General features: G+C 65.7%; 23 protein-coding genes. 12 read left to right on the top strand and 11 right to left on the bottom strand.

The features are described 5' to 3' along the window. Positions 1 to 356: 356 nt before the first annotated feature. On the bottom strand, positions 357 to 1,760 hold the full coding sequence (locus EV216_RS05845; protein WP_132694128.1) for a helix-turn-helix domain-containing protein: 1,404 nt from the start codon (positions 1,758 to 1,760) through the stop codon (positions 357 to 359). A gap of 171 nt (positions 1,761 to 1,931) precedes the next feature. Here EV216_RS05845 and EV216_RS05840 point away from each other — a divergent pair, with 171 nt between their 5' ends. From EV216_RS05840 to htpX, 5 genes are all read left to right on the top strand, one after another. Next, positions 1,932 to 3,131, top strand: coding sequence for an aminotransferase class V-fold PLP-dependent enzyme (locus tag EV216_RS05840; RefSeq protein ID WP_132694127.1), 1,200 nt, complete (start codon positions 1,932 to 1,934; stop codon positions 3,129 to 3,131). Positions 3,132 to 3,165: 34 nt separating this feature from the next. Continuing rightward, complete coding sequence (locus EV216_RS05835; protein WP_132694126.1) at positions 3,166 to 4,107, top strand: HpcH/HpaI aldolase/citrate lyase family protein; 942 nt, start codon at positions 3,166 to 3,168, stop codon at positions 4,105 to 4,107. 34 nt (positions 4,108 to 4,141) lie between these two features. Then, positions 4,142 to 5,314: a malate--CoA ligase subunit beta gene (locus EV216_RS05830; protein WP_132694125.1), complete on the top strand. Its 1,173-nt coding sequence runs from the start codon at positions 4,142 to 4,144 to the stop codon at positions 5,312 to 5,314. A gap of 12 nt (positions 5,315 to 5,326) precedes the next feature. Then, positions 5,327 to 6,223 (top strand): succinate--CoA ligase subunit alpha, encoded by an 897-nt coding sequence (sucD, locus tag EV216_RS05825; protein ID WP_132694124.1) that lies wholly within the window; start codon positions 5,327 to 5,329, stop codon positions 6,221 to 6,223. A gap of 89 nt (positions 6,224 to 6,312) precedes the next feature. After that, on the top strand, positions 6,313 to 7,218 hold the full coding sequence (gene htpX, locus EV216_RS05820; protein ID WP_132694123.1) for a zinc metalloprotease HtpX: 906 nt from the start codon (positions 6,313 to 6,315) through the stop codon (positions 7,216 to 7,218). Between the two features lie 2 nt (positions 7,219 to 7,220). On the opposite strand, the gene EV216_RS05815 is transcribed toward htpX, so the two are convergent. From EV216_RS05815 to EV216_RS05785, 7 genes are all read right to left on the bottom strand, one after another. Then, positions 7,221 to 7,991, bottom strand: coding sequence for a hydroxypyruvate isomerase family protein (locus EV216_RS05815; protein ID WP_132694136.1), 771 nt, complete (start codon positions 7,989 to 7,991; stop codon positions 7,221 to 7,223). 8 nt (positions 7,992 to 7,999) lie between these two features. After that, positions 8,000 to 9,283 carry a TRAP transporter large permease gene (locus tag EV216_RS05810; protein ID WP_132694122.1) on the bottom strand — a complete coding sequence of 428 codons (1,284 nt, stop codon included), beginning with the start codon at positions 9,281 to 9,283 and terminating at the stop codon, positions 8,000 to 8,002. Continuing rightward, positions 9,280 to 9,777, bottom strand: a complete 498-nt coding sequence (locus tag EV216_RS05805) for a TRAP transporter small permease (RefSeq protein ID WP_132694121.1) — start codon at positions 9,775 to 9,777, stop codon at positions 9,280 to 9,282. The genes EV216_RS05810 and EV216_RS05805 overlap by 4 nt, the downstream gene beginning before the upstream one ends. 67 nt (positions 9,778 to 9,844) lie before the next feature. After that, on the bottom strand, positions 9,845 to 10,813 hold the full coding sequence (locus tag EV216_RS05800) for a TRAP transporter substrate-binding protein (RefSeq protein WP_132694120.1): 969 nt from the start codon (positions 10,811 to 10,813) through the stop codon (positions 9,845 to 9,847). Between the two features lie 29 nt (positions 10,814 to 10,842). Continuing rightward, positions 10,843 to 11,838: a D-erythronate dehydrogenase gene (denD, locus tag EV216_RS05795; protein WP_243641976.1), complete on the bottom strand. Its 996-nt coding sequence runs from the start codon at positions 11,836 to 11,838 to the stop codon at positions 10,843 to 10,845. Positions 11,839 to 11,914: 76 nt separating this feature from the next. Continuing rightward, complete coding sequence (carB, locus tag EV216_RS05790) at positions 11,915 to 15,142, bottom strand: carbamoyl-phosphate synthase large subunit (RefSeq protein ID WP_132694118.1); 3,228 nt, start codon at positions 15,140 to 15,142, stop codon at positions 11,915 to 11,917. 71 nt (positions 15,143 to 15,213) lie between these two features. Then, a complete protein-coding gene (locus EV216_RS05785; RefSeq protein ID WP_132694117.1) occupies positions 15,214 to 16,527 on the bottom strand; it encodes a glycosyltransferase family 87 protein in 1,314 nt (437 codons plus the stop codon). Between the two features lie 191 nt (positions 16,528 to 16,718). On the opposite strand from EV216_RS05785, the gene EV216_RS05780 reads away from it, so the two are divergent. The 6 genes from EV216_RS05780 to EV216_RS05755 all read left to right on the top strand — a co-directional run bounded on the left by EV216_RS05780 (position 16,719) and on the right by EV216_RS05755 (position 23,444). Further along, on the top strand, positions 16,719 to 17,390 hold the full coding sequence (locus tag EV216_RS05780) for a CPBP family intramembrane glutamic endopeptidase (RefSeq protein ID WP_243641975.1): 672 nt from the start codon (positions 16,719 to 16,721) through the stop codon (positions 17,388 to 17,390). 103 nt (positions 17,391 to 17,493) lie between these two features. After that, complete coding sequence (gene bchE / locus EV216_RS05775; RefSeq protein ID WP_132694116.1) at positions 17,494 to 19,137, top strand: magnesium-protoporphyrin IX monomethyl ester anaerobic oxidative cyclase; 1,644 nt, start codon at positions 17,494 to 17,496, stop codon at positions 19,135 to 19,137. Then, positions 19,134 to 19,733 (top strand): bacteriochlorophyll 4-vinyl reductase, encoded by a 600-nt coding sequence (bchJ, locus tag EV216_RS05770; protein WP_132694115.1) that lies wholly within the window; start codon positions 19,134 to 19,136, stop codon positions 19,731 to 19,733. Before bchE ends, bchJ begins: the two co-directional genes overlap by 4 nt. Positions 19,734 to 19,813: 80 nt before the next feature. Then, positions 19,814 to 21,742 carry an aspartate--tRNA ligase gene (gene aspS / locus EV216_RS05765; protein ID WP_132694114.1) on the top strand — a complete coding sequence of 643 codons (1,929 nt, stop codon included), beginning with the start codon at positions 19,814 to 19,816 and terminating at the stop codon, positions 21,740 to 21,742. Positions 21,743 to 21,774: 32 nt separating this feature from the next. Further along, a complete protein-coding gene (locus tag EV216_RS05760) occupies positions 21,775 to 22,332 on the top strand; it encodes a hypothetical protein (RefSeq protein WP_132694113.1) in 558 nt (185 codons plus the stop codon). After that, on the top strand, positions 22,329 to 23,444 hold the full coding sequence (locus tag EV216_RS05755) for a DGQHR domain-containing protein (RefSeq protein ID WP_132694112.1): 1,116 nt from the start codon (positions 22,329 to 22,331) through the stop codon (positions 23,442 to 23,444). The genes EV216_RS05760 and EV216_RS05755 overlap by 4 nt, the downstream gene beginning before the upstream one ends. Here EV216_RS05755 and EV216_RS05750 read toward each other — a convergent pair. From EV216_RS05750 to EV216_RS05740, 3 genes are all read right to left on the bottom strand, one after another. Then, complete coding sequence (locus EV216_RS05750; protein ID WP_132694111.1) at positions 23,354 to 24,049, bottom strand: MT-A70 family methyltransferase; 696 nt, start codon at positions 24,047 to 24,049, stop codon at positions 23,354 to 23,356. The two genes, EV216_RS05755 and EV216_RS05750, sit on opposite strands and share 91 nt — an antisense overlap. A 107-nt stretch (positions 24,050 to 24,156) precedes the next feature. Further along, positions 24,157 to 24,528, bottom strand: coding sequence for a hypothetical protein (locus EV216_RS05745; RefSeq protein ID WP_132694110.1), 372 nt, complete (start codon positions 24,526 to 24,528; stop codon positions 24,157 to 24,159). A 96-nt stretch (positions 24,529 to 24,624) separates the two neighbouring features. Continuing rightward, the gene (locus tag EV216_RS05740; RefSeq protein ID WP_132694109.1) at positions 24,625 to 25,884 is read right to left on the bottom strand and encodes a DEAD/DEAH box helicase; all 1,260 of its coding nucleotides are present in this window, start codon (positions 25,882 to 25,884) and stop codon (positions 24,625 to 24,627) included. Between the two features lie 345 nt (positions 25,885 to 26,229). On the opposite strand from EV216_RS05740, the gene EV216_RS05735 reads away from it, so the two are divergent. Continuing rightward, positions 26,230 to 26,580, top strand: a complete 351-nt coding sequence (locus EV216_RS05735) for an ArsR/SmtB family transcription factor (protein WP_132694108.1) — start codon at positions 26,230 to 26,232, stop codon at positions 26,578 to 26,580. Positions 26,581 to 26,616: the final 36 nt, after the last annotated feature.

Below are 26,616 nucleotides of genomic sequence, written 5' to 3'. Positions count from 1 at the left end.
GATCCTCCACCGACCGGCGATACATCTCCTCGTACCGCGCCCCGTCAACATGCGCAGAACGCACAAAATCAGGCAAAGGCGCGTAAAGCTTGTCGGTATCTTCCCCGGCCGCGGTCGCGTTCATCGTCTCGGTCTCCTTCTCCTACCGACCGGAAGACGCCGCAGCGTCACCGGCCCTCACGTTTTTGGCATTTACCACAGTCTGTAAAGAATCAACGCGGCAATACGAATGCGCGCGATGAATTGTGAAGGCTCTGACCGCGAGGCGGGCCAGGATAGTAAAAATGTTTACCAAGCCGTCTCCGACCCGCCTTGCGGGCGGCCGGGGTGGCGCTGCAGGCCGGGCGGGCAGGCGGTCAGCTCTCATAGCGCGTGGCCCCGCGGCGGCGTTCGTCTACGGAATTGGCCAGGATCGCCGCCTGATGGGCGCGCTGGTCGCAACTGGCGCGCGGGCAGATCCGGCAGTTGATGCCGATCGGCGTGACGCGGGCGCCGGTCAGTCCCTCGGAATAGCCGATCTCGGCGGCATGCTCGATCGCGCAGCCCATCGCCACGGCCAGCCGCAGATCCTGGCTGTGGCGGGTGAAGGTGGGCCGGTCCACGGTGCGCGAGAACACGAAGAACTGGCTGGAATCGGGCATCTCGACGAATTGCGGCACGATCCGGCCGGGCGTGCGGAACGAGGTGTGGACATCGAGCCGCGGGCAGGCGCCGCCATGTTCGGCGAGGTGGAAATCGGTGGCGTTGAACCGCTTGGTGACATTGCCCGCCTTGTCGATCCGCAGGAAGAAGAACGGCACCCCCTGCGCGCCCGAGCGTTGAAGGGTCGTGGCGCGGTGGCAGGCCTGTTCGAAGCTGACGCCGAAGCGGATCGCCAGATGGTCGAAATCGTACTTGCTGGCGCGGGCCTCGGCAAGGAAGCGGTCATAGGGCATCAGCACGGCGGCGGCGAAATAGTTGGCCAGTTCCACACGGCAGCGCGACAGGCCCTGCGGATCGGCGATACCGGATTGTTCGAGCAGCGCATCCAGCGTTGCGCGCTGTTCCATCAGCCCCGCGACATGGACGAGCTGGAAGACCCGGTTGGGATGGTCGAGCCCCTCGGAGAGCAGGATTTCCCGCCGGGTTTCGTCATGTTCGCGCAGTCCCTGGCGCAGATCGTCCACCGGCACGACGCGCACCATCAGGCCCAGCCGGTCGCGCAGCCGGGCCTTGAGCGCGGGATAGAGGTCGTCGGGCGCGGTGCAGAGCCCCTCGCAGAAGGTTTCGGCGGCGGATTCAAGCTCGGCGAAATGGTTGCGCTTGCGGCGGAAGTAGTTGTGCACCACCGCCTCGGGCGAGGAGGCAAGCAGGGCTTCGCCATCCTCGCGCCTCGCATCGGTCACCGAAAGCAGCCGGTCGGTCGTCGCCAGATAGGCGCGGTGCAGATGCAGGAAGCAGGCGACCAGTTCCGGGCTGTGGACCTGGGCTGCGCGCAGTTGCGCAAGGTCGGGGCGGCGGCTGTCGAACAGCGGATCCTGCACCGTCGCGCGCAGGTCGGCCAGGACGGTGGTGTCCTCGTCCTCGGCGATATCGCGCCAGTCGACGCCATAGGTCTCGAACAGCCGCAGCATGACCGCGGCGGACACGCTGCGTTCGTTCTTTTCCAGCAGGTTGACGTAAGAGGTGCTGATCCCCAGCGCCTTGCCCATCTGCGCCTGGGTCTCGCCGCGCTCCAGCCGGAGGCGCCGCAGATGCGGGCCGATGAACGTCTTCTGCATTGCTCCCCTCCGCGCCCTCCCCGGCGCGTCGATTTCACATTTTCACAACTTCTTGGAAATGTAAAACCTCGCGTTCACAGCAGGACCCGTATTCGTTTCTCCTTTGGCTTGGCATGTGGGCAAGTCGGCGCAGATCAGGCCAAGAACCAGGCGCGCGAGGAGGATCCTGACATGAAGACCGGATTGACCCATCTGTTCATTCCCGGCCCCACGAACATTCCCGAACCCGTCCGGCAGGCCATGAACGTGCCGATGCAGGACATGCGGGCGCCCGATTTCGGCGATCTGACGCTGGGGCTGTTCCGCGATCTGAAACGGGTGTTCCGGACCGAGACGGGCACGGTCTTCCTGTTCCCGGGGTCGGGGACGGGCGCGTGGGAGGCGGCGATCACGAACACGCTGAACCCCGGCGACAAGGTGCTGATGTCGCGCTTTGGCCAGTTCTCGCATCTGTGGGTCGAGATGGCGGAACGGCTGGGCCTCGATGTCGAGGTTATCGACGTGCCCTGGGGTGCGGGCTGCCCGGTCAAGGAATATGCCCGCCGCCTGGGCGCCGACCGAAAGGGCGAGATCAAGGCGGTCTTCGTCACCCATAACGAGACCGCGACCGGCGTGACCTCGGACGTGGCGGGGGTGCGCCAGGCGCTGGACGAGAGTTATCACGACGCGCTTCTGTTCGTGGACGGCGTGTCCTCGATCGCGTCCATCGACTTCCGGATGGACGAATGGGGTGTCGATCTGGCCGTGACCGGCAGCCAGAAGGGGCTGATGCTGCCCGCGGGGCTGGGCGTTCTGGCGGTCAGTGAAAAGGCGATGGCGGCGTCGAAGACCGCCACCATGCGGCGGGCCTATTTCGAGTTTTCCGACATGGTGACCCTGAACGCCACGGGCTATTTCCCCTATACCCCGCCGACCCAGTTGTTCCACGGGCTGCGCCGGTCGCTGGACCGCATCTTTGCCGAGGGGCTGGACAATGTCATCGCCCGCCATCGTCGGCTGGCCGAGGGGGTGCGCCGCGGCGTGCAGGCCTGGGGGCTGAACCTGGTGGCCGAGGCGCCCGTCTTCTACTCGGACACGGTGTCCGCGATCCGGGTGCCCGCGGATGTGGATGCGCGCGAGGTGATCCGCATCGGCTATGAACACTACAACATTTCCTTCGGCAGCGGGCTTGCGCAGCTTGCGGGCAAGGTGTTCCGCATCGGCCATCTGGGCGATCTGAACGAGGGGATGTGCCTGACCGCGCTTTCGCTGGCGGAATTGTCGCTGGCCGGGGCGGGTGCCAAGGTCGCGTTCGGTTCGGGCGTGGCGGCGGCGCAGGCATGGTATGCGGAAACCGCCCCGGCGGCCCGGATGAACATCGCCGCCGAATGAGGCAGGTCAAAACCCTCCAGAACGGAGACAAGGCATGAGCCACACCCTACACCCGCTCAGGCGGCAACGCCTGCAACGGTCCGAACTCGCGGTCCCGGCCTCGAACCCCACGATGGTCGAGAAGGCCGCCGACAGCGAGGCGGATTACGTCTTTCTCGACCTCGAGGACGCGGTGGCCCCGCCCGAGAAGGAACAGGCCCGCAGGAACGCGATCCAGGCGCTGAACGACATCGACTGGGCGGCCAAGGGCAAGACGGTTTCGGTGCGGATCAACGGGCTTGATACGCATTACATGTATCGCGATGTCGTCGACGTGATGGAGCAGGCGGGCGACAAGGTTCACACGCTGCTCGTGCCCAAGGTGGGTGTGCCTGCCGATCTGTACATGGTCGAGGCGATGGTGAACCAGATCGAGCAGGGCAAGGGCTATCAGACCCGCGTGGGCCTTGAGGCGCTGATCGAGACGGCGCTGGGCATGGCCAATGTCGAGGACATCGCGCGGTTTGGCGGGCGGCTTGAGGCGCTGCATTTCGGGGTGGCGGATTACGCGGCCTCGATGCGGGCGCGCACGGTGAATATCGGCGGGCTGAACCCGAACTATCCGGGCGACCAGTGGCATGCCTCGATCACCCGGATGGTGGTGGCCTGCCGGGCCTATGGCTTGCGGGCGGTCGATGGTCCCTTCGGCGATTTCTCGGATCCCGAGGGCTACAAGGACGGCGCACGGCGGGCCGCCGCGCTGGGTTGCGAAGGCAAATGGGCAATCCATCCCAGCCAGATCGCGCTGGCGAACGAGGTTTTCAGCCCGCCCGAAACCGAAGTGACACGTGCCCGGCGCATCATCGAGGAATTGCGCAAGGCCGAGGCCGAGGGGCGGGGGGCCGCAGCATTGGACGGCAAGATGATCGACGCGGCGTCGGAGCGGATGGCGATGAACGTCATCACGGTGGCCGACGCGATCGCGGCCAAGGGTTAGGGCGGCGGATTTCGCAGCATCCGGGAGGAAACAGATGGACATTCACGAACATCAGGCCAAGGAAATCCTTGCGGGCTTCGGTGTGCCGGTGCCGCGCGGCGGGCTGGCCTACAGCCCCGAACAGGCGGCGTTTCGCGCCCGTGAACTGGGCGGGACCGGCTGGGTCGTCAAGGCGCAGGTCCATGCGGGCGGCCGTGGCGAGGCGGGCGGCGTCAAGGTCTGCAAGTCCGAACATGAGGTCTACGATTTCGCCAAGGGTCTGTTGGGGCGGCAACTGGTGACGCGCCAGACCGACCAGAACGGCAAGGGCGTCTATCGGCTCTGGGTCGAGGAAGCCACCGATATCGCCAAGGAACTTTACCTGGGCTTCGTGCTCGACCGGAAGTCCGAGCGCATCATGCTCGTCGCCTCGTCGAGCGGCGGGATGGAGATCGAGGAGATCGCCGAGGAAGACCCCGACAGCCTGGTGCGCATGGTGGTCGATCCCGCGCATGGGCTGGTCGAATACCAGGCCCGAGAACTGGCGTTCCGGCTGGGGCTGACGGGCGACCAGATCGGCCAGATGGTCAAGGCGGTGCGCGCCTGCTACCGCGCCTATCGCGACCTTGACGCCACCATGGTCGAGATCAACCCGCTGGTCATCACCGGGTCGGGCGATCTGGTGGCGCTGGATGCCAAGATGAGTTTCGACACCAACGCGCTCTATCGCCGCCCGCAGGTCGCCGCACTGCGCGATCCCAGCCAGGAGGATTCGCGCGAGGCGATGGCCCATGACAACGGGCTGGCCTATGTCGGGCTCGATGGCGATATCGGCTGCATCATCAACGGTGCGGGCCTCGCCATGGCGACGATGGACATGATCAAGCTGTCGGGCGGCGAGCCTGCGAATTTCCTGGATATCGGCGGCGGCGCCAGCCCCGAACGGGTGATGACCGCCTTCCGCACGGTGCTGTCGGATCCGAATGTCAGCGTGATCCTTGTCAACATCTTCGCGGGCATCAACCGCTGCGACTGGGTCGCGAAAGGCGTGGTCGAGGCCTACAAGGCCGAGGGGCTGACCCTGCCCGTGGTGGTGCGCCTTGCGGGAACGAATGTGGATGAGGGCCGCAAGATCATCGACGAGTCGGGCCTGCCGCTCATCACCGCCGAGACGCTGGCCGAGGCCGCCGAAAAGGCCGTGGCCGCGCGTCCGAAGAAAGCTGCCTGAGGGAGGAGACCCATGGCTATTCTGATCGACGAGAACACCAAGGTCGTTGTCCAGGGCATGTCGGGCCGCATCGGCAAGTTCCATGCCGAGGAAATGATCGAATATGGCACCAATGTCGTGGCAGGCGTGACGCCGGGCAAGGGCGGCGAGACGGTGCTGGGACGGCCCGTCTTCAACACCGTGCGCGAGGCGGTCGAGGCGACGGGGGCCGAGGCGGCGCTGCTGTTCGTGCCGCCGCCCTTTGCGGCGGATGCGATGATGGAGGCGGCGGATGCCGGTATCCGCACCGCGGTCAGCGTGACCGACGGCATCCCCGCGCAGGACATGATGCGGGTGAAACGCTTCCTGCGCCGCTATCCGCGCGAGAAGAAGATGCAGCTGATCGGCCCGAACTGCGCGGGCGTGATCTCGCCCGGCAAGGGCTTCATGGGGATCATGCCGCCGCATATCTACATGCCGGGCCGGGTCGGCATCGTCGGCCGCTCGGGCACGCTGGGCTATGAGGCAGCCAGCCAGATGAAGGCGCTGGGCATCGGGGTGTCGACCAGCGTGGGCATCGGCGGCGACCCGATCAACGGCTCGTCCTTCAGGGACATCCTCGAACTGTTCGAGGCCGATCCGGATACCGATGCCGTGATGCTGATCGGCGAGATCGGCGGCCCGCAGGAGGCCGAGGCCGCCGCCTATGTCGAGGCGCATATGAAGAAGCCCGTGGTCGCCTATATCGCCGGGCTGTCCGCGCCCAAGGGCCGCAAGATGGGCCATGCCGGCGCGATCATCTCGGCCTTCGGGGAAAGCGCGCAGGAAAAGGTCGAAATCCTGTCCGCGGTCGGCATCACGGTCGCGCCGAACCCGTCCGCCATGGGCCAGACCATGGCCGATGTGCTGGCCAAGCGCGTGGCCGCCTGAAGCGCAAAGGCCCGGGGGCGCGCGGTGTTGCGTGGCCCCGGGCGCTCCCTATATCCTGCCTTGTTGGCGCTAGGATGAGGGGGCGAGCCATGGGTTATACCAGAACCGCGATGCTGATGGCGGCGATGACCGCGCTGTTCATGGGGATCGGCTATCTGCTGGGCGGCAGCGGCGGGGCGACCATCGCGCTGGTGGTGGCGGCGCTGATGAACGCCTTTACCTGGTGGAATTCCGACAAGATGGTGCTGCGGATGCACAACGCCCAGCCTGTCGGCCCGAATGACCGCTCGGGCCTGTCGCAGATGGTGGCGGAGCTGGCGCGCAACGCGAACATGCCGGTGCCTGCGGTCTATCTGATCGACACGCCGCAGCCCAATGCCTTTGCCACCGGGCGCAACCCCGAGAATGCGGCGGTGGCGGTGACCACGGGGCTGATGCAGACGCTCTCGCGCGAGGAACTGGCGGGGGTTGTCGCGCATGAACTGGCCCATATCCGCAACCATGACACCGCGATCATGACGGTGACGGCGACCTTTGCCGGGGCGATCACGATGCTGGCCAATTTCGCGCTGTTCTTCGGCGGCGGGCGCGACAACCGGATGGGGCCGATCGGGACCATCGCGCTGATGATCCTGGCGCCGATGGCCGCGGCTGTGGTGCAGATGGCGATCAGCCGGACGCGGGAATATGCCGCCGACAAGGCCGGGGCCGAGATCTGCGGCCAGCCGCTGTGGCTTGCCTCGGCGCTGGAGCGGATTCAGGTGGGGGCGGCGCGGATCGACAATGACGCGGCCGAGCGGAACCCGGCAACCGCGCATATGTTCATCATCAACCCGCTGCATGCCCACAAGCGCGACAACCTGTTCGCCACGCATCCCGCGACCGAGAACCGCATCGCGGCGCTGCGCGCGATGGCGGGGGCTGCGCCGCGTGCGGGTGGCGGTGCGCCCTGGGGCGCGGCCCCGCGCGGGCCGTCCGCGGGGCCCTGGGGCTGATTTCAGCCCCCGCGCCAGTCGGACAGCCAGCCCAGACCGGCCGCGATGTCGCCCCGCGGCCGGTATTCCGCGCCGAAGGGGCGGGTCCAGCCTGAGGCGGCGAATTCCGACAGCAGCCAGCGGAAATCCACCTCGCCCCGATCCGGTTCGGCCCGGTCGGGCACGCCTGCGAACTGGACATGGCCGATGCGGTCGTGCGCGGCGCGGAACCGGGTCAGCAGGTCGCCGCCCGTGATCTGCATGTGATAGCAGTCGAACAGGATCTTCAGGTTCGGGCGATCCAGTGCCGCAACGATGCGCAATGCGTGATCGAGGCTGGCCAAGTGATAGCCCGGCACGTCGCGCGGGTTCAGCGGCTCGATCAGGATGGTGATCCCTCGGGCCGCGGCCAGGTCGCAGGCATGGGCCAGATTGGCGCGGAATGCCGCCTCTGCCCCCGCCGCGCCGTGGGTGATGCCCGCCATCACATGCACCGCGTCCGTGCGTGTCGCCGCGGCATGGTCCAGCGCCTGCGCGATCCCGGCCCGCGCCTGCGGTTCGCGGCCGGGCAGGGCGGCCAGCCCGAATTCGCCGCGCGCCCGCTCGCCGGGGGGCGTGTTGAGCGAGAGCATCGGCAACCCCGTCCCAGCCAGCGCGGCCGCCACCTCGGCCACCGGAACCGCATAGGGGAAATGGCATTCGACCGCGTCGAAGCCCGCGTCCCGGGCGGCGCGGATCGCCTGTGGCAAGGGCAGGTCGGTGAACAGGAAGCCCAGATTGGCCGAGAACCGCAGCCGCCCCATCAGCGTCCCCGCATCAGCATCTCGACCGGCCAGAGCGTGATCGCGGGGACATAGGTGATGACCATCAGCGCGGCGAACACGGTCAGCACGAACCACAGAAGCTGGGGAATGATCCTTTCGACCGGCAGGCGCGCCACCGCGCAGGCGGCGAACAGGTTCACGCCCAGCGGCGGTGTGATCATCCCCAGCGCCAGGTTCACCACCACGATCAGCCCGAAATGCACCGGATCGACCCCATAGGCGACCGCGATGGGCGCAAGGATCGGGGCCAGAACAAGGATCGCGGCCGAGGTTTCGATGAACATCCCAACCACCAGAAGCAGCAGGTTCACCGCCAGCAGGAAGGCGATGCGGCTTTCGAAGACATCCCGGAACCAGGCCGCGATTTCGTTCGGCAGGCCCGAGCGGGTGACGAGGAAGGAAAACAGTGCCGCGGCCGAGATGATGAGCATGATCGCCGAGGTGGCGATGACGGTTTTCTTCAGCACGCCCGGCAGGTCGCGCAGCCGCAGGTCGCGGTAGAATCCCATGCCGACGATCAGGGCGGTGGCGACCGCGACGGCGCTGGCCTCGGTCGGGGTGAAGATGCCGGAATAGATGCCGCCAAGGATCACCACCGGCACCATCAGCGCGGGCAACGCCGCCCAGAGTGCGGGGCCAAGGCGGGGGCGGTCGGCGCCATCCTCGCGCCCGATGCCGCGGACCCGGCACAGGATCAGCACCAGCGCCATCAGCGCGCCGCCGACCAGAAGCCCGGGGCCGATGCCCGCAAGGAACAGCTGCCCGATCGAGGTATCGGTCGAGACGCCATAGAGGATCAGCGGGATCGAGGGCGGGATCAGCACGCCCAGTTCCGCGGAACTGGCCTGCACCGAGGCCGCCATGGGGGCGGGATAGCCATGGCGCACCATGGCCGGGATCAGGATCGCGCCGATGGCAAAGGTCGTCGCGACCGATGAGCCCGAGACCGAGGCGAACAGCATGCAGGTCAGCACGCAGGAGGCCGCAAGCCCGCCCTGGATGCCGCCCACGATGGATTTCGCCAGTTCCACCAGCCGATGCGAGATGCCGCCCGCCGACATCAGGTTGCCCGCCAGGATGAACAGCGGGATCGCCATCAGCGGAAAGCTGTCGAGCCCGGTGAACATCCGCTGCGCCACCAGCAGAAGCGGCAGCCGCCCCTGCACCTCGATCCCGATGACCGAGGCAAGACCGATGGCGACCGCGATGGGCACGCCCAGCAGGAAGAGGATCGCCAGCGACAGGGCAAGCGCTGCGTTCATCGGGGGGACTCCAGCGGGTCGCCGATGCCCTGCCATGCGCGGATCATGCAGCCCAGAACGGCGATCAGGATGAAGGCGGAGCCCACGGGAAGCGCGGCATAGACCCAGGCGATGGAAATATCGAGCGCGGCAAGCTTCTGGCGCATCACCCGGCCGGTCATGGCCCAGCCCTGCCAGAGCAGGATGGAAAAGAAGCTCAGCGTCAGGATCATCGAAAGCTGGTAAAGCGCGCGGCCCAGGCGGCGGGGCAGGGCGGTCTGCACGATCCCGACCGCGATCATCGCGCCTTCGCGAAAGGCGGGCGCGACGCCCAGGAAGACCGACCAGATCATCGCGGAGCGCGTGACCACCTCGGACCATGTCGAGGGCGTGCCGAAGACGAAGCGTGCCGTCACCTGATAGAGCGCGAGTGCGGCCGCGATCAGCAGGAACAGGATCGCGAGCCACAGCGCGATGCGGGTGGTGACCGCCTCGATCCGCAGGAACAGGGTCATGGGCTTGCCGTGGCTGCCGCAGCACCGGCGCAGGGGGCTGCGCCGGGCCGGACCGTGGGGTACGGGGTCACTCGACCGCCTTGATCCGCTCGACCATCTCGGTGCCGTATTGGTCGGTATAGACGGCATAGGAGGATTGCTCGGCCAGCGCGGCAAAGGGGGCCTTGTCGATCTCGGTGATGACCTCCATCCCGTTTTCGATCAGCATGGCGACGCCTTCTTCCTCCAGCCGGTTGACCTCGGCCCGGGTTGCGGCGGCGGATGCGCGGGCGGCCTGAAGGAACCAGTCCTTCTGTTCGTCGCTGAGCCCGTCATAAAGCGCGGGCGCGGCCAGCACGACGGCGGGGGAATAGACATGCCCCGTGAGCGAGACGTATTTCTGCACCTCCCAGAACTTGGCCGCGGTGATGACGGTGACCGGGTTTTCCTGCCCGTCCACGACGCCCTGTTGCATCGCGCCGAACAATTCGGGGAAGGCCATCGGCGTGGGGGCGGCGCCCATGCCGGTGAAGGCGGCCATGTGGACCTTGTTTTCCATGGTGCGCAGCTTCAGCCCCTGCAGGTCCTCGGGCGTGCGCACCGGGCGCTGGGAATTGGTCACATGGCGAAAGCCGTTCTCGGTCCAGGCGAGGCCCACGAGGGTGTTCTCGCCGATCTTGTCCAGCAATTCCTGCCCGATCTCGCCATCCAGCACCTTGCGGGCATGGTCGTAGTCGCGGAACAGGAAGGGCAGGTCGAGCGCGAAGATCTCGGGCACGAAATTGCCCAGGGGGCCGGTCGAGGTGATGACCACGTCCATCGAGCCGATCTGCAAGCCCTCGATCATGTCGCGCTCGCCGCCCAGCTGGCCCGCGGGGGCCTGTTCGCCGGTGAAGGCGCCGCCCGAAAGCTCGGTCAGCGTGTCGATGAAGGCCTGCGCGCCGACGCCGTAATGCGAGGTCGGCGACAGCGAATGGCCGACCACGATCTTTTGCTGGGCCTCGGCGGCGGTGGTCAGCGCAAGCGCGGCGATGGTGCCGATCAGGACGTGTTTCATGGGTCTCCTCCCTTGGTTTTTCCGGTCTTTCAGGCCGCAGCTACGCCCCTGCGGTCCATGTGTTCGCGCAGAAGTTCGGCGAAATCGGCATTGGGTGCAAAGTCCAGCGCGCGGGCGCGGGGCGTGTCGATCCCGCCGGGCCAGCTTGCGACGATGGCCTCGGTCGCGGGGTCGGGGGCGGGGCGGATCAGGGCGGCGGTTTCGGGCCCGGCAAGCCGGGCCAGCGTGTCGATCATCTCGCCCACGGTGACGGAAATGCCCGGAAGGGTGATCGTCGGCTCGCCGCCCAGCGCCTCCTGCGCCAGCGCCGCGGCCCTCAGGATATGGTCAAGCGCCCGGGCGGGCGAGCCAAGATGCAGTCGCAAGTCACGCCCCACGGGCAGATCGGCGGGCTGCCCGGCCAGCGGGTCGCGCAGGATGCCGCTGGCAAAGCCCGAAGCCGCGCGGTTGGGGACGCCGGGGCGCACCGCGATGGTGGGAAAGCGCAGCGACCGGCCATGGATGAAGCCCCGGCGGGTGGCGTCGCGGACCAGCAATTCGCCCATCAGCTTTTGCGTGCCGTAGGAGGAGCGCGGCGCGGGCGGGGTGTCCTCGGTGATCGTGTCATTCGCGGTGCAGGAAAACACCGCCACGGACGAGGCGAAGATCAGCACCGGCGGGCGGCGCATCGCGCGGCAGGCATTCACCAGATCGACGGTGCCGTGCAGGTTGACCGCCATGCCGAGGTCGAAATCGGCCTCGGCCTGGCCCGAGACCACGGCGGCCAGATGGATCACCAGATCGGGGCTGTCCTCGGCCAGCCGGGCCAGCGTGGCGGGGGCGGACAAGGCGCCGGGCAGGGCATGGACGCGGCGCAGCCGGGCCAGCCGGTCAAGCGGTTCGGCCGCGATGTCATTGGCGATGATCGCCGAAATGCGGCGCGGCTCGCCATTCAGGGCAAGCGTGTCGCGCGCGGACAGGGCCGTGACCAGCATCTGCCCCAGAAACCCGGCCGCGCCGGTGATCGCGATCCTCACGCTGCGCATCCTCCCAATGCTTGCGGCGGGAAGGCTCGCATCCAATCGCCGGGGCGTCAATCGCCCGTGCGGGCGCCTGAAGGGGCTATTCCTGAAGGCTGACGACGCTCAGTTCGCCCTCTTCGCGGGACTGCATGGCCAATGCGGCGGCATGGCAGCCTGCGGCGGTGGTGAAATAGGGGATGCGGTCCATCAGCGCGACATTGCGCATCGAGCGGCTGTCCTCGACCGCCTGCGCGCCTTCGGTGGTGTTCATCACCAGATGCACCAGCCCGTCCTTCATCACGTCGACGATGGTGCGCCCGCCCTCATAGGCCTTGTTGACGAGCTGTGCCGCGATGCCGTTCTCGGCCAGGAACCTGGCGGTGCCCTGCGTGGCGAGGATGGAAAAGCCCAGATCGGTCAGGATCTGCGCGGTCTCGACCAGTTGCGGCGTCTTGTCGGAATCCTTGATCGACAGGAACACCGTGCCCTCGTGCGGCAGATGCGTGCCCGCGCCCATCTGCGCCTTGAGGAAGGCGCGGGGGAAGGTGCGGTCATAGCCCATCACCTCGCCGGTCGAGCGCATTTCCGGCCCCAGCAGCGTATCGACGCCGGGGAAGCGGGCGAAGGGCAGCACGGCCTCCTTGACCGCGAAACCCTCGATCTCGGGGGCCTTCAGGTCGAAATCGGCAAGTTTCTCGCCCGCCATGACGCGCGCGGCGATCGACGCGATGGGCGAGTTCACGGCCTTTGCGACGAAGGGCACGGTGCGGCTGGCGCGGGGGTTCACCTCGATCAGGTAGACCTCGCCATCCTTCACCGCGAATTGCACGTTCATCAGGCCGACGACGCCCAGTTCCAGCGCCAGCGCGCGGGTCTGGCGTTTCAGCTCCGCGACGATCTCGGGGGCCAGCGAATAGGGCGGCAGGGAACAGGCGCTGTCGCCGGAATGGACGCCCGCCTCCTCGATATGCTGCATGATGCCGGCCACATGCACGTCCTGGCCGTCGCACAGCGCGTCCACGTCGATCTCGGTCGCCCCCGACAGGTAGCTGTCGAGCAGGACCGGCGACTTGCCCGAGACCACAACCGCCTCGGCGATGTAGCGTTCCAGATGCGCCATGTCGCGAACGATCTCCATCGCGCGGCCGCCGAGGACATAGGAGGGGCGGATCACCAGCGGGAAGCCGATTTCCCCGGCCGCCCTGACCGCCGCCGCTGCGGATGCGGCGATGGCGTTATGCGGCTGCTTCAGCCCCAGCCGGTTGACCAGCGCCTGGAACCGCTCGCGGTCTTCGGCCAGGTCGATGGCGTCGGGCGTGGTGCCGAGGATCGGGATACCCTCGGATTGCAGCGCATCGGCGAGCTTCAGCGGCGTCTGGCCGCCGAACTGCACGATCACGCCATGCAGCGTGCCGCGCTCCTGCTCGACGCGCAGGATCTCCATCACATGCTCGAAGGTCAGCGGCTCGAAATAGAGCCGGTCCGAGGTGTCGTAATCGGTCGAGACGGTCTCGGGGTTGCAGTTGACCATGATGGTCTCGTAGCCCGCGTCCGTCAGTGCGAAACAGGCATGACAGCAGCAATAGTCGAACTCGATCCCCTGGCCGATCCGGTTCGGGCCGCCGCCCAGGATCACCACCTTCTTGCGGGTGCTGGGCCGCGCCTCGCATTCGACCTCGCCCATCACCGGGGTTTCATAGGTCGAATACATGTAGGGGGTCTGGGCCTCGAACTCGGCCGCGCAGGTGTCGATGCGCTTGAAGACGGCGGTGACGCCCAGATTGCGGCGGGCGCGGCGCACCTGATCCTCGTCCCGGCCGGTCAGATGGGCAAGGCGGGCATCGGTGAAGCCCATCATCTTGAGCTTGCGCAGGCCATCCTCGGTCACGGGCAGGCCGTCCTTGCGCAGCTTGTCCTCGGTCTCGACGATCTCGCGGATGCGGGCGAGGAACCAGGGGTCGTATTTCGTCGCGGCAAAGATGTCGTCGTCCGACAGCCCGTGCCGCATCGCCTGCGCGATCACCCGCAGCCGGTCGGGCGTGGCCCGGGACAGCGCCGCGATCACCTGCGCATGGTCGGGCGCGCCCTCGATCTCGATCTCGTCGAACCCGGTCAGGCCGGTTTCAAGCGAGGCCAGCGCCTTTTGCAGCGATTCGTGGATGGTCCGGCCAATGGCCATCGCCTCGCCCACGGATTTCATCGCGGTGGTCAGTTCCGGCTTGGCGCCCGGAAACTTCTCGAAGGCAAAGCGCGGGATCTTGGTCACGACATAGTCGATGGTCGGCTCGAAGCTGGCGGGCGTGACCTTGGTGATGTCGTTGTCGAGTTCATCCAGCGTATAGCCCACGGCAAGCTTCGCCGCGATCTTGGCAATCGGGAACCCGGTGGCCTTGGATGCCAGCGCAGAGGAGCGCGACACGCGCGGGTTCATCTCGATCACCACCATGCGCCCGTCTTCGGGGTTGATCGCCCATTGCACGTTCGACCCGCCGGTTTCCACCCCGATCTCGCGCAACACGGCGATGGAGCCGTTGCGCATGATCTGGTATTCCTTGTCGGTCAGCGTCAGCGCGGGCGCCACGGTGATGGAATCGCCCGTGTGCACGCCCATCGGATCGACGTTCTCGATGGAACAGACGATGATCGCGTTGTCCGCCTTGTCGCGGACCACCTCCATCTCGAATTCCTTCCAGCCCAGCAGGCTTTCGTCGATCAGGATCTGGTTGACCGGCGAGGCGTCGAGGCCGGTCTTGCAGTAATGCACGAATTCCTCGCGGTTATAGGCGATGCCGCCGCCGGTGCCGCCCAGCGTGAAGGCCGGGCGGATGATCGCGGGCAGGCCGACATGGTCGAGGGCGGCGATGCATTCCGCCATGCTGTTGGCGATGGTGGCCTTGGGGTTTTCCAGCCCGATCCGGTCCATCGCCTCGCGGAACAGCTTGCGGTCCTCGGCCATCTCGATGGCCTGCCGGTTGGCGCCGATCAGTTCCACGCCGAAGCGGTCCAGCACCCCCATGTCGGCGAGCTTGAGCGAGGTGTTCAGCCCGGTCTGCCCGCCCATGGTCGGCAACAGCGCGTCGGGGCGTTCCCTCTCGATGATGCGGGCGACGACCTCGGGGGTGATCGGCTCGATATAGGTGGCGTCGGCCAGACCCGGATCGGTCATGATCGTGGCGGGGTTCGAGTTGACCAGGATGACCCGGTAGCCTTCCTCGCGCAGCGCCTTGCAGGCCTGGGCGCCGGAATAGTCGAACTCGCAGGCCTGGCCGATCACGATGGGGCCCGCGCCGATGATCATGATGGACTTGATATCGGTTCTCTTCGGCATGGGTCTTTCCCCCGGGGCTGGCAAATTGCTGGGGGTTATAGACAAGCGCCGGGGGCACGCAAGGGCAGGGCTCAGGTTTTTCCGCTGCGTTCCGGTCCTGTCCGGGCCGCGACGAGGAACGTGAGGCCGAGGATCAGGAACAGCACCGCGCCGAGAAGCTGGAAATCGGTGCCGAGCGCCTGCATTCCCGGCAGTGCCCAGACATGGATCGGACCGAACACGACGACCAGCACGGCCGCGCCCCGGGCCATTCCGAGACGTGACAGCAGGGTAGGGGCGAAGGCGGTGGCGGCGATGAAATAATAGCCCCAGGCGATCGGTCCGATCAGCGGGAACAGCGCCAGCGCGGCGGGCCAGAGCGCGGCGTTGCGTGCCGCCTGCCTGGCGCGCGCCATCGCCCAGGCAAAACCCGCTGTCAGCAGCAGAAGCGCCGCCTGCCCGGCAAGGACCAGCGCCGGACCCTTTTCGGCGACCGTGATCCTGCGCGGCACTTCGGTCCCGGGGGCGGTATGGCCCAGCAACACCTCGATCGGCGCCCCGGTCATGTACTTGGCCAGCACCCCGTCGAGGCTGAACGAGAGCGGACTGAAGAAGCCGGTCCGCCCGATTGCCGAGACATGCGCCAGAAACTCGGCATGCAGCGGCCAGCCCGCGACGGCGAGCGACATCAGGCCGAGCCCCAGCCCCACGCCGGCAAAGGCGGTGAAGGCCCGCCGCTCGCCCGAGGCGAGCCAGAACAGGGCGAAGATCGCCGGGAACAGCTTGATCGAGGCCGCCAGCGCCAGCGCCGCGCCCGCGCTGACCGGGCGGTTCGCCTGCGCCCGTTCAAGCGCCAGGACGACCAGAAACGCGACGAGGATCTGGGCCTGATTCTGAAGGATGGCGATCACGCCGACCGGCGTCATCAGCAGAAGCACCAGCGCGACTGCGACATGGGTCAGGACGCCCGATGGCGCGCCGCTGGCCCGCCATGCCAGCAGGCAGGTCGCCAGAAGCAGGGCCGGATTGACGATGCTGGCCAGCCCGGCAAGCGTCTGGAAGTCGGCGATCCGCCCGATCAGCCCGAAGACCCAGGCCCAGAGCGGGGGGTAGACGAAGGGATAGACGAACCCCTCATAGCCCGCCGCGCGCGCCCGCTCGGCCCAGCTGTCGGGGGGCAGCATGCGGAAGACGGGTTCGACCGGGGCATAGACCTCTCCCGGCGCGCCCTCGGCAAAGGCCTGTCCTGCCAGCCAGAGCGGAAGCAGATCGCCCGAAATCCGCGGAATGTCGAGGAAGCCGAGGATGGCGAGGCCCAGGACCGTCGTGCCCAGAACGATGGGGGCGGCCCGCAGGATGCTTGCCGAAAGGGGGGGCGGCGCGGTGGCGGTCCTTGTCCGGAACATGCGAAATATCTGCCTGTCAATTGCCGTGAGAAAGAGGTGACAGCGTAGAACGGCGCGCCTTTACAATCCCTTTCGCGCGGACAGGCCCGGCATGCGGCAATGTGATGGCGGGAGGTCCGGCCCGGACTGGAGACCCGGTGGGATCGCAGCTAGGTCCTTTCCGGTGACCGGGCGGTGCAGCGGAGAGGGCGATGACCGAAAGCCTGCGGATGGACAAGCGCGTGCCCTCGCGCGCGCGGCTCTGGGCGGAGTTCGGTGCGCTTTTCCTTGCTGCGCCGCTGGTCATGGCGTTCCTGTTGCCGCCTTCGGCGCTGTTTCCGGCGCTGTTCGGCGTGACCGCGCTGGGGCTTGTGCTGCTGCATGTCACCGAGGGGTTCCGCTGGTCCGGGCTTGTCCGCGGACTGGACCGGATCGGCTGGCGCGCGGTCGGGCTGTTCGCGCTGCTGACCGCTGCGGTGGCGGGGACGGTCGTCGCGCTGCGTGCGCCCGAACAGGCACTGATCCTGCCGCGCGAGCAGCCGGCGCTGTTCGTGGCGGTCATGCTGCTTTACCCGCCGCTTTCGGCGCTGCCGCAGGAGATCGTGTTCCGCCCGCTCTTCTTCCGGCGCTACGGGCCGCTTCTGCCGGGTCTGTGGCCCGCGATCGTCCTGAACGCCGCGCTGTTCTCGCTGGCGCATCTGATGTTCTGGAGCTGGATCGTGGCGGCGATGACCTTCTGCGGTGGAATCGCCTTCGCCTGGGCCTATGAATCCAGACGGAATTTCCCCATGGCGGTCGTTCTGCACAGCGTTGCGGGCTGGATCGTGTTCGCCGCGGGGCTGGGAATGTTCTTTTATTCCGGCAACATAGAACGTCCGTTCTGACCCGCGTCCGGCCGGTGGGCGAAGCTGACACCGATTTGACTTGTGTCAATTCAGGTTGACAGCGGATGTGTCATGTTGTCCCGCGAAACAGGGGAGTCGATCCATGCGCATTGTCTTTTTGCATCCCAACTACAAGTCCGGCGGTGCCGAGATTGCGGGCAACTGGCCCCCGGCCTGGGTAGCCTACCTGACCGGCGCGCTGCGGGTGGCGGGATATGACGACATCGTCTTCATCGACGCGATGACGAACAACCTTTCCGAGGATGTGGTTCGCGCGCAACTGAAGGAATTGCGGCCCGATGTCGTCGCCACGACCTCGATCACGCCGTCGATCTATGCCGCCGAGCGGTTGCTGGAAATCGCCAAGGAAGAAGTGCCGAACGCGGTGCGCGTGCTGGGCGGCATCCATGCCACCTTCATGTTCAAGCAGGTCCTGTCCGAGGCCCCCTGGGTCGATGTGATCGTCCGCGGCGAGGGCGAAGAGATCGTCGTCGAGCTGATGAACGCGATCCGGGACGGCAAATGGCCGGAAAGCCGCCGCGACATCAAGGGTCTGGCCTTCCTCGACGGTGACGAGATCGTGGCCACCGCTGCCGCGCCCACGATCAAGAATGTCGATGCGATCAAGCCCGACTGGGATATCCTGGAGTGGGAGAAATACATCTACATCCCGCTCAACTGCCGGGTGGCCATCCCGAACATGGCGCGCGGCTGCCCGTTCACCTGCTCGTTCTGCTCGCAGTGGAAATTCTGGCGCGACTACCGCATCCGCGACCCGAAACTGGTGGTCGACGAGATCGAGGAACTGGTGAACAAGCACCAGGTCGGCTTCTTCATCCTTGCGGACGAGGAACCCACGATCAACCGCAAGAAGTTCATCGCCTTCTGCCAGGAACTGATCGACCGCGGCCTGCCCGACAAGGTCAAGTGGGGCATCAACACCCGCGTCACCGACATCCTGCGCGACGAGGAATTGCTGCCCTTCTACCGCAAGGCCGGTCTCGTCCATATCAGCCTCGGCACCGAGGCGGCGGCGCAGCTGAAGCTTGACCAGTTCAACAAGGAAACCCGGGTCGAGGACAACAAGCGCGCGATCCAGTTGCTGCGCGAGGCCGACATCCTGACCGAGGCGCAGTTCATCGTCGGGCTGGACAACGAGACCCCCGAGACGCTGGAAGAGACCTTCCAGATGGCCTGGGACTGGCAGCCGGACCTGGCGAACTGGGCGATGTACACGCCCTGGCCCTTCACGCCGCTGTTCCAGGAGTTGCACAACAAGGTCGAGGTCTTCGACTACTCGCGCTACAACTTCGTGAACCCGATCATGAAGCCCGAGGCGATGGACCGTGCCGAGCTTCTGGACCGGGTGATGAACAACTATCGCCGGTTCTACATGCGCAAGGCGCTGTTCCACTATCCGTGGCGCGGCACCGGGTTCCGTCGGCGTTACCTGCTGGGCTGTCTCAAGGCGTTCCTCAAGGCGGGCGTCGGGCGGACCTTCTACGATCTGGGCAAGAACAACTACTGGGGTCCGCAATCCAAGGACAAGGTCAAGTTCGAGTTCGACATGACCCGCCAGCCCGCCCAGGCGCAGATCGACGACTGGGTGTCCTCGGCCGACAAGGCGGCGCAGGCTGCGGCCAAGCGCAAGTCCAAGGATAACTCCTTCAAGATGCCCACCGAGGGCGGCGCGTCCGAGGTCAAGGTCTGCGGCGGCGGCGACCAGCAACTGGAAGACGCAAGATGAAGGACAGCCTGTCCGGCCATGGTTCCGGCCGGATCGGACCGAATGCCGTTCTCCAGCTTCTCCCTGTGCTGGAGACGGCGGGCGGAGCGGCGCTTCGCGACGAGATGCTTGAGGCGGCGGGCCTTGATGCGCCCCCGTCGGATACCGGCCTCATGGACGAGGGACCGGCCGCCGCCATGCATCATGCGCTGCGCCGCCGCCTGCCCGGCCGCGCGCCCGACCTCCTGCGGGAGGCGGGTGCGCGGACCGGGGACTATATCCTTGCCCACCGTATCCCGCCGCTTGCGCAAAAGCTGCTGAAGGCGTTGCCGCCCGCGCTGGCCGCGCCGGTGCTGGCCAAGGCGATCGCCAAGCATAGCTGGACCTTCGCCGGATCGGGCGCGTTCCGCGTCGTCTCGACCCGGCCGCTGGTGTTCGAACTGACCGACAACCCGCTGATCCGGGGCGAACATGCGCCCCACCCGATCTGCGGCTGGCACGAGGCGGTGTTCGACCGGCTGTTCCAGACGCTGGTGGACAAGCGGCTGCGCACCCGCGAAACCGCCTGCGCCGCGACCGGCGCCCCGCTCTGCCGGTTCGAGATCACCCGCGGCTGAGGGGCCCTGCCTCCCCTTGACTTCGGCCCCCATCGGGGGTGTATCGGCGCGGACCTGTCCCAATCCCGAAGGATCGCCCGATGCACCCCTTCCGCAGCCATACCTGCGCCGAGCTGACCAAGGCCAATGTCGGCGAAACCGTTCGCCTGTCGGGCTGGGTGAACCGGGTGCGCGACCATGGCGGCGTGCTGTTCATCGACCTGCGCGACCATTACGGCGTCACGCAGGTGCTGGCCGACAGCGACAGCCCCGCCTTTGCCGCGGTGGAAAAGCTGCGCAGCGAATGGTGCATCCGCATCGACGGGCTGGTGAAGGCACGCGATGAAAGCCTGGTGAACCCGAAACTGCCGACCGGCGAGATCGAGGTCTTCATCCGCGAGGTCGAGGTTCTGGGCCAGGCCGAGGAACTGCCGCTGATGGTCTTCGGCGATCAGGACTACCCCGAGGAAACGCGGCTGCGCTATCGCTACCTCGACCTGCGCCGCGACAGCATGCAGGCCAACATGAAGCTGCGCTCGGACGTGGTGGCCTCGATCCGCCGACGGATGTGGGACAAGGGGTTCCGCGAATACCAGACGCCGATCATCACCGCGTCCTCGCCCGAGGGCGCGCGCGACTTCCTCGTGCCCTCGCGCCTGCATCCGGGGCGGTTCTACGCGCTGCCGCAGGCGCCGCAGATCTTCAAGCAGCTGATCATGGTCTCGGGCTTCGACCGCTATTTCCAGATCGCGCCCTGTTTCCGCGACGAGGATCCGCGCGCCGACCGCAGCCCCACCGATTTCTACCAGCTTGACATGGAGATGAGCTTTGCCACCCAGCAGGACGTGTTCGACACCGTCCAGCCGGTGATCGCGGGCGTGTTCGAGGAATTCGGTGGCGGCCACAGGGTCGACCAGCACTGGCCGCAGATCAGCTATGCCGACGCCGCGCGCTGGTACGGCACCGACAAGCCCGACCTGCGCAACCCGATCAGGATGCAGGACGTGTCCGAGCATTTCCGCGGCTCGGGCTTCGCGATCTTCGCGAAACTGCTGGAACAGGACGGCACCGAGATCCGCGCCATCCCCGCCCCCGGCGGCGGCTCGCGCAAGTTCTGCGACCGCATGAACGCCTTTGCCCAGAAGGAAGGGCTGCCGGGGATGGGGTATATCTTCTGGCGCGAGGTGGAGCAGCCCGGTTTGGACTTCTTCGGTTTTGCTGACGATGACGGCGATATTGCTCCGGATCAGTCGACGAACGCGCACTATGGCAGAGCACTTGAAAGACTAGAGCAGTGGAAATCCGAACGGATTGACTTGGGCAACGGTCATTGGATGGAAGCTGCGGGCCCCCTCGCCAAGAACATCGGCCCCGAGCGCACCGAGGCGATCCGCCAGCAACTGGGCCTCGGCAAGGGCGACGCCGCCTTCTTCCTCGGCGGCAAACCCTCGGCGTTCGAGGCCGTGGCGGGGCGCGCGCGCAACGTCATCGGCGAGGAACTGGGGCTGACCGACAAGGACCGCTTCGCCTTCTGCTGGATCGTCGATTTCCCGATGTATGAAAAGGACCCCGAAACCGGCGCGATCGACTTCAGCCACAACCCGTTCTCGATGCCCCAGGGCGGCATGGCGGCGCTGGAGGGCGATCCGCTGGAGGTGCTGGGCTATCAGTACGACCTGGCCTGCAACGGCTATGAACTGATCTCGGGCGCGATCCGGAACCATCGGCTGGACGTCATGTTCAAGGCGTTCAGCCTCGCCGGTTACGCCGAGGACGAGGTGCGCAGCCGGTTCCCCAGCCTTGTCAACGCCTTCCGCTTCGGCCCGCCGCCGCACGGGGGCTGTGCCGCGGGGATCGACCGGATCGTGATGCTGCTGGCCGACGAGATGAACATCCGCGAGGTCATCATGTTCCCGATGAACCAGCGCGCCGAGGACCTGATGATGGGGGCGCCCACGCTGCCCACGAACGAGCAACTGCGCGAGTTGCGGCTGAGGGTGATCCCCGAGGAGGGCGATGAAGGGGCTTGATTTCATAGCTCAAGTTCCTTCAACCTCGCGGCATGTCAGAGGAAGCATTCGAAAAGCGGTCATTTTGGTCTAGCGTCAAGTCTGCTTGGCGTAAGTACCGATCTGTTCCGCTGGAAGCGTTTCTTATAGTTCTGTTTTCTCAGCTTCCCGTTCTTATTGCTGCGTTGATTTCAAGGGCGGATTCTGACGAAAAAGACCTTGAGGCGACAACATTTCTCGAAGATATCTTTTCCAGATACTCAGTCGGAGATGTTTTTATATACTCTACCGGCGTTCTTGGTTCGGCGATTGTGTTTTTTGTTCTTAGGATGAGATTAATCGAGAATCGTACGCGTGTAATTTTCACCGGAATCGTAATTCCCCTCTTGGTTATTTTCTTTGCGGCCCTGATACCGCCAATGGTTAGTTTGTCGAGCGGAAACCCAAATTCATTTGTACAGAGCTATTCATCTGGGCTTTTCGTTATTCTAATAGTCGCCTGGCTTCTGGCGTTGTTCGAGCAAAGAAACATTGAGGAGAGAAAAGCTGATCCCGAAGGAGATGAGGAGCGTCGGAAAATGACGAAGAAGGCGAGGGAGAATATAGGATGACAAAATTCTCTTTTCCAGCCCTTTCCATCTCGCAGCCTATAGGGGAATTTTATCTTTGTGTTATGGATCGCAGCGATCTAATTGCCGTGTCTTCTTCCGATATTCGAAGACTTAAAGACAGCGAGTTTGATGAATATATCGGAATACAAAGGCGTTTGAATCCATCTCGGATGAAAGAGATTCGTAATTACGTCAATTCATATGATGCGTCTTTTCCGACGTCGGTGATCCTCGCTGTAGACTCGCGTAGTGCAGAGTATGATGTGGAAAAAAGAGTTCTTTCTCTTTTTTCCGAGCAGGGGGGTAATGGTGAGGATATAGCTGTAATTATCGACGGCCAGCATCGGATTGAAGGGTTGAAGGCATTCAAGGGTGAAGATTTCGAGGTTCCGGTTTGCATCTTCGTTGGTCCGGACATGCAGACCAAGTCAACAATTTTTGCAACGGTGAATCTGGCCCAGACTAAGGTGAACCGCAGCCTGGCATATGATTTGCTAGCGTATGAGAAGAAAGAAACACCTCAGAAGGTTTGCCACAAGGTAGCCGTCTCACTTGATCGAATGGAGGAAAGCCCGTTCCATAAGAGGATCAAGCGATTGGGGGTGGCTACAGAGGGTAGGAGTGGAGAGACATTGACGCAGGCGACTGTTGTCGAGGCGCTGCTTCCGTTCGTATCAGATGACCCCTTAAGAGATCGCAATGATCTGTGGCGGTTTGAAATCCGCCGTCAGTTGCAGAATGTTGATGATCGGAAATTCCCTTTCCGTCGATTCTATTTGTCAGGTGATGATGACCTAATCCTGGCAAATGTTATAAACTTCTTCCTTGCCATTAGGCAAAGGTATCCAGAGTCGTGGGATAAGGTGCGTGAGAAGGGTAACGTTTTGCCAAAGACAAATGGGTTTCGAGCGTTAATGAGGGCGCTCAGAGTTGTATACCCAATATTACGGGATAAAAAAGAGAAAGATGTTCTGAGGTCCGCAGACTATGCTGACTTCGTTAATGCAATCCCTCTTGAGGATCACGAATTTACGACTGAGACATTTCCTGCGGGAACGAGCGGAGAGGCGCGTCTCTTCGAGTACCTGAAAGAAGCCATCCCCGAATTATAGGCGTAGGTCTTCCAGTCGGGCTTGTAATCGGCATCCGCCTGGTTGCCCCAGACCGTCCAGCCCTGCCGGACACCGCGGCCGAACAGTTCCAGATAGGGACCCCAGGAACAGCTTTCGATCAGCTCGTATTGCTCGTCGGGCTTGCGGGAATGTTCGCGCTTGCGGGTCTGCAGCATGTTGACCTGCCGCCGCCCCGCATCCAGCGTGCGCGCATTGCGCCCCCGCGTGCCGAACAGCAGCAGTTCCGTCACGTTGCGGAAATAGAAGCCCACGCCGCGCCCGTCCGAGCCGCCATCCTTGCGCACCTTGTGCCAGACGATGTTCGACTTGTACTCGAAGCCCCAGGCCGAAAGCACCTGCAAGCCCTGCGGCAACAGCGCGTTCGGCACCCACAGATAGCAATGCGCCCGGTCCGCAAGGTGGTCTGCCACGGGCAGGGCGCAGATCTCGTCGACATCGAGCGTGGGATAGCGCGACAGGCGCCGATGTTCAGGCGCGACCTTGCCGGTGCGGTTGACGAATCGCCAAGGCGGATCGGCCAGCACGGTGCCGAACCGGCCACCATCCAGAAACACGCGCAGGTCTTGTGCCGGAGAGCTTGTCATATCCAACATAGTGGCGGATTTCCCCTGATGCTCCAATGGGAACAATAGAGGAACGTCGCCGGGTTGCAAACCCTTTCGCGCGGCCCGGCCTGGCGGCGTGCCGGGGCTCAGACGTCGAAGAGATCGCCCAGGCCGAAATCGTCGAAGAAGTCGCCGTCTTCGCCCGCCTCGGCCAGCGCCGCGCCGTCAAGCCCGGCAAGGTCGGGGTCGAGCCCAAGCTCGTCGGCCACCGCGGCAAAGGCCGCCTGCATCTCGCCCGAAAGCGTCAGCCCGGCCAGCACCGTCCCGAGCCACGCGCCGCCCGCGACGGCAAGCCCGGTGCCCAGAAGTCCCGGGCCAGCCCGATTGCGCGCAGGCCGCGCGGGCGGGGCCGTTCCGGCGGCGGCGTCCAGAAGATGAAGGCGATTGATCAGTTCGGCATCGCCCGAGGCGAGGATCTTCTGCCGCGCTTCCTCGGCGCGGCGGGTCCGGTCGGTCATGGCATGTCTCCCTTTTGCCAAGGGATATAGGGGCCGGACCGCCGGATGCCAGAACCCGGCGCGGCAACCGGTGCCGCGCGCGGGTGGTGACTGGCCTCAGGCCGCGCGGCGGCGACGCGGGCGACGTCCCTTGCCTGCCGCCGGGGCCTCGGCGAACGGGCGGGCGGCCGGTTTGCCGCCCCGACGCGGCGGCTTGCCCGCGTTGCGGGCCGGTGTGGCGCTGCCGACAGGGCGGTCGCCGCGGGCCACGGGGATCTCGATCTTCATCAGACGTTCGATCTGTTGCAGCAGCCCCACCTCGTCATGCGCGCAAAGCGCGATCGCTTCGCCCTCGCGCCCGGCGCGGGCAGTGCGGCCGATGCGGTGGACATAGTTGTCCGGCACCTCGGGCAGGTCATAGTTCACGACATAGGCGACGCCGGGAATGTCGATGCCGCGCGCGGCGACATCGGTGGCGACCAGCGTCGTGATCGTGCCCTCGCGGAATGCCTTGATCGCGCGGTCGCGCTGGCCCTGGCTCTTGTTGCCATGGATCGAGGCGGCGTTGTGCCCGTCGGCGACGAGCCCCTTCATCAGCTTTTCGGCGCCATGCTTGGTGCGCGCGAAGACCAGCGTCAGCGCGCCGGGATCCCGGATCAGGATCTCGCGCAGGCGGGCGGGTTTCTCGGCCTTGTCGAGGAAATGCACCGACTGGGTGACCTTGTCGGCCGCCTTGCCCGGGGGGGAGACCTGCACGCGCCGGGGGTTGGTCAGGTAGGCGCGGCTGAGTTCCTCCATCTGTTTCGGCATGGTGGCCGAGAACAGCATGGTCTGGCGCGGCGTGCCCAGTTTCGGGGCGATCCGGCGCAGGGCATGGATGAAGCCCAGATCCAGCATCTGGTCGGCCTCGTCCAGCACCAGATACCGTGCCCGGCCCAGATCGACCGCGCGCCGGTCCATCAGGTCGATCAGTCGGCCGGGCGTCGCCACAAGGATATCGGTGCCGCGGTCCAGCAGGGCCACCTGACGGTTGATCGACTGCCCGCCCACCACGGTTGCCACGCGCAGTTTCGTGCCCGCGGTCAGGGCGCGCAGCGCGTCGGCGATCTGGGTGACCAGTTCGCGCGTGGGGGCCAGGATCAGCGCCCTGGCGGATTTCGGTGCGGGCCTGTCGGGGGTCGCCAACAGCCGGTCGATCAGCGGCAGGCCGAAGGCCAGCGTCTTGCCGGTGCCGGTCTGGGCAAGGCCCAGGATGTCATGGCCCTCCAGCGCCAGCGGGATCGCCTGGGTCTGGATCGGGGTCGGTTGGGTAAAGCCCGCCTGGCGCAGTGCGTCGGTCAGGGCCGGCGCAAGGCCGAGGGTGGTGAAATCGCTCAAGGGATGGTCCTTTACTGGTCGCGCAAGGGCCTGTGGCCGCACGCGGGAAAGCCGGGATGCCGCGCGGATCGCACGGCGCAACTGGGTTGGCGCGGCCTCGGGACAGGCGGGCGTTTCCCGCGCCATCCGGCCGTCGCATCAGGAACCCTGCGTGATGGGGAACTGGGGTCTCGTTTGCGCTGGAGCGCCCCCATGGGGCGCGGCCTGCTCACGCGGCAGCGCAGCGACCCCTGCGACATGGGGCATCGGCGCCGCCGTGTCAAGCGTGATGGGCGGGTGCTGCCCTTGTTCCGCCGGGACGTTGCCAGTATATCGTTATTCGGCGATAGATATGAGGGGGCCCGCATGCTGGACAAGAACGCTTCCCTGGCGGCTCCGCTCGCCGAAGCCGAAGCCGAAGCCGAAGCGATTGCGGCAGTTGCCAAGGCGCTGGCGCATCCCGCGCGGGTCAGGATTGTCGAGGTGCTGCTGTCACGACCGGGGTGCATCGGCGGCGATATCGTGGACGAGGTCGGGCTGGCGCAATCCACCGTCTCGGAACATCTGCGCATCCTCAAGGCGTCGGGACTTGTCGTCGGGACGATCGAACGCCCGCGGATCTGCTATTCGCTGAACCCCGCCGCGCTGGCCCCGCTGTCCGGCCTGATCGGCCGGGTGGTGACGCGGCCGGTCGAAAACGATGCCACCTGCTGCTGACGGGCGAAGCTCACCGCCTGGAAGCCATAGACAAGG

The organism is Rhodovulum steppense, from assembly GCF_004339675.1.
GTDB classification, from domain to species: Bacteria; Pseudomonadota; Alphaproteobacteria; order Rhodobacterales; family Rhodobacteraceae; genus Rhodovulum; species Rhodovulum steppense.
The sequence above is the reverse complement of the archived record's forward strand: the minus strand, read 5'-3'. Positions and strand labels throughout refer to the sequence as shown.

What these genes read in the sequence shown, in the direction of transcription:
- EV216_RS05735 (WP_132694108.1), top strand. Translation starts at nt 26,230, where the DNA reads ATGCTGGACAAGAACGCTTCCCTGGCGGCTCCGCTCGCCGAAGCCGAA.
- EV216_RS05805 (WP_132694121.1), bottom strand. Translation starts at nt 9,777, where the DNA reads ATGACCCTGTTCCTGCGGATCGAGGCGGTCACCACCCGCATCGCGCTG.
- htpX (WP_132694123.1), top strand. Translation starts at nt 6,313, where the DNA reads ATGGGTTATACCAGAACCGCGATGCTGATGGCGGCGATGACCGCGCTG.
- bchJ (WP_132694115.1), top strand. Translation starts at nt 19,134, where the DNA reads ATGAAGGACAGCCTGTCCGGCCATGGTTCCGGCCGGATCGGACCGAAT.
- aspS (WP_132694114.1), top strand. Translation starts at nt 19,814, where the DNA reads ATGCACCCCTTCCGCAGCCATACCTGCGCCGAGCTGACCAAGGCCAAT.
- EV216_RS05745 (WP_132694110.1), bottom strand. Translation starts at nt 24,528, where the DNA reads ATGACCGACCGGACCCGCCGCGCCGAGGAAGCGCGGCAGAAGATCCTC.
- EV216_RS05760 (WP_132694113.1), top strand. Translation starts at nt 21,775, where the DNA reads ATGTCAGAGGAAGCATTCGAAAAGCGGTCATTTTGGTCTAGCGTCAAG.
- EV216_RS05835 (WP_132694126.1), top strand. Translation starts at nt 3,166, where the DNA reads ATGAGCCACACCCTACACCCGCTCAGGCGGCAACGCCTGCAACGGTCC.
- EV216_RS05830 (WP_132694125.1), top strand. Translation starts at nt 4,142, where the DNA reads ATGGACATTCACGAACATCAGGCCAAGGAAATCCTTGCGGGCTTCGGT.
- EV216_RS05840 (WP_132694127.1), top strand. Translation starts at nt 1,932, where the DNA reads ATGAAGACCGGATTGACCCATCTGTTCATTCCCGGCCCCACGAACATT.
- EV216_RS05810 (WP_132694122.1), bottom strand. Translation starts at nt 9,283, where the DNA reads ATGAACGCAGCGCTTGCCCTGTCGCTGGCGATCCTCTTCCTGCTGGGC.
- EV216_RS05755 (WP_132694112.1), top strand. Translation starts at nt 22,329, where the DNA reads ATGACAAAATTCTCTTTTCCAGCCCTTTCCATCTCGCAGCCTATAGGG.
- bchE (WP_132694116.1), top strand. Translation starts at nt 17,494, where the DNA reads ATGCGCATTGTCTTTTTGCATCCCAACTACAAGTCCGGCGGTGCCGAG.
- EV216_RS05785 (WP_132694117.1), bottom strand. Translation starts at nt 16,527, where the DNA reads ATGTTCCGGACAAGGACCGCCACCGCGCCGCCCCCCCTTTCGGCAAGC.
- EV216_RS05845 (WP_132694128.1), bottom strand. Translation starts at nt 1,760, where the DNA reads ATGCAGAAGACGTTCATCGGCCCGCATCTGCGGCGCCTCCGGCTGGAG.
- EV216_RS05800 (WP_132694120.1), bottom strand. Translation starts at nt 10,813, where the DNA reads ATGAAACACGTCCTGATCGGCACCATCGCCGCGCTTGCGCTGACCACC.
- denD (WP_243641976.1), bottom strand. Translation starts at nt 11,838, where the DNA reads ATGCGCAGCGTGAGGATCGCGATCACCGGCGCGGCCGGGTTTCTGGGG.
- sucD (WP_132694124.1), top strand. Translation starts at nt 5,327, where the DNA reads ATGGCTATTCTGATCGACGAGAACACCAAGGTCGTTGTCCAGGGCATG.
- carB (WP_132694118.1), bottom strand. Translation starts at nt 15,142, where the DNA reads ATGCCGAAGAGAACCGATATCAAGTCCATCATGATCATCGGCGCGGGC.
- EV216_RS05750 (WP_132694111.1), bottom strand. Translation starts at nt 24,049, where the DNA reads ATGACAAGCTCTCCGGCACAAGACCTGCGCGTGTTTCTGGATGGTGGC.
- EV216_RS05780 (WP_243641975.1), top strand. Translation starts at nt 16,719, where the DNA reads ATGACCGAAAGCCTGCGGATGGACAAGCGCGTGCCCTCGCGCGCGCGG.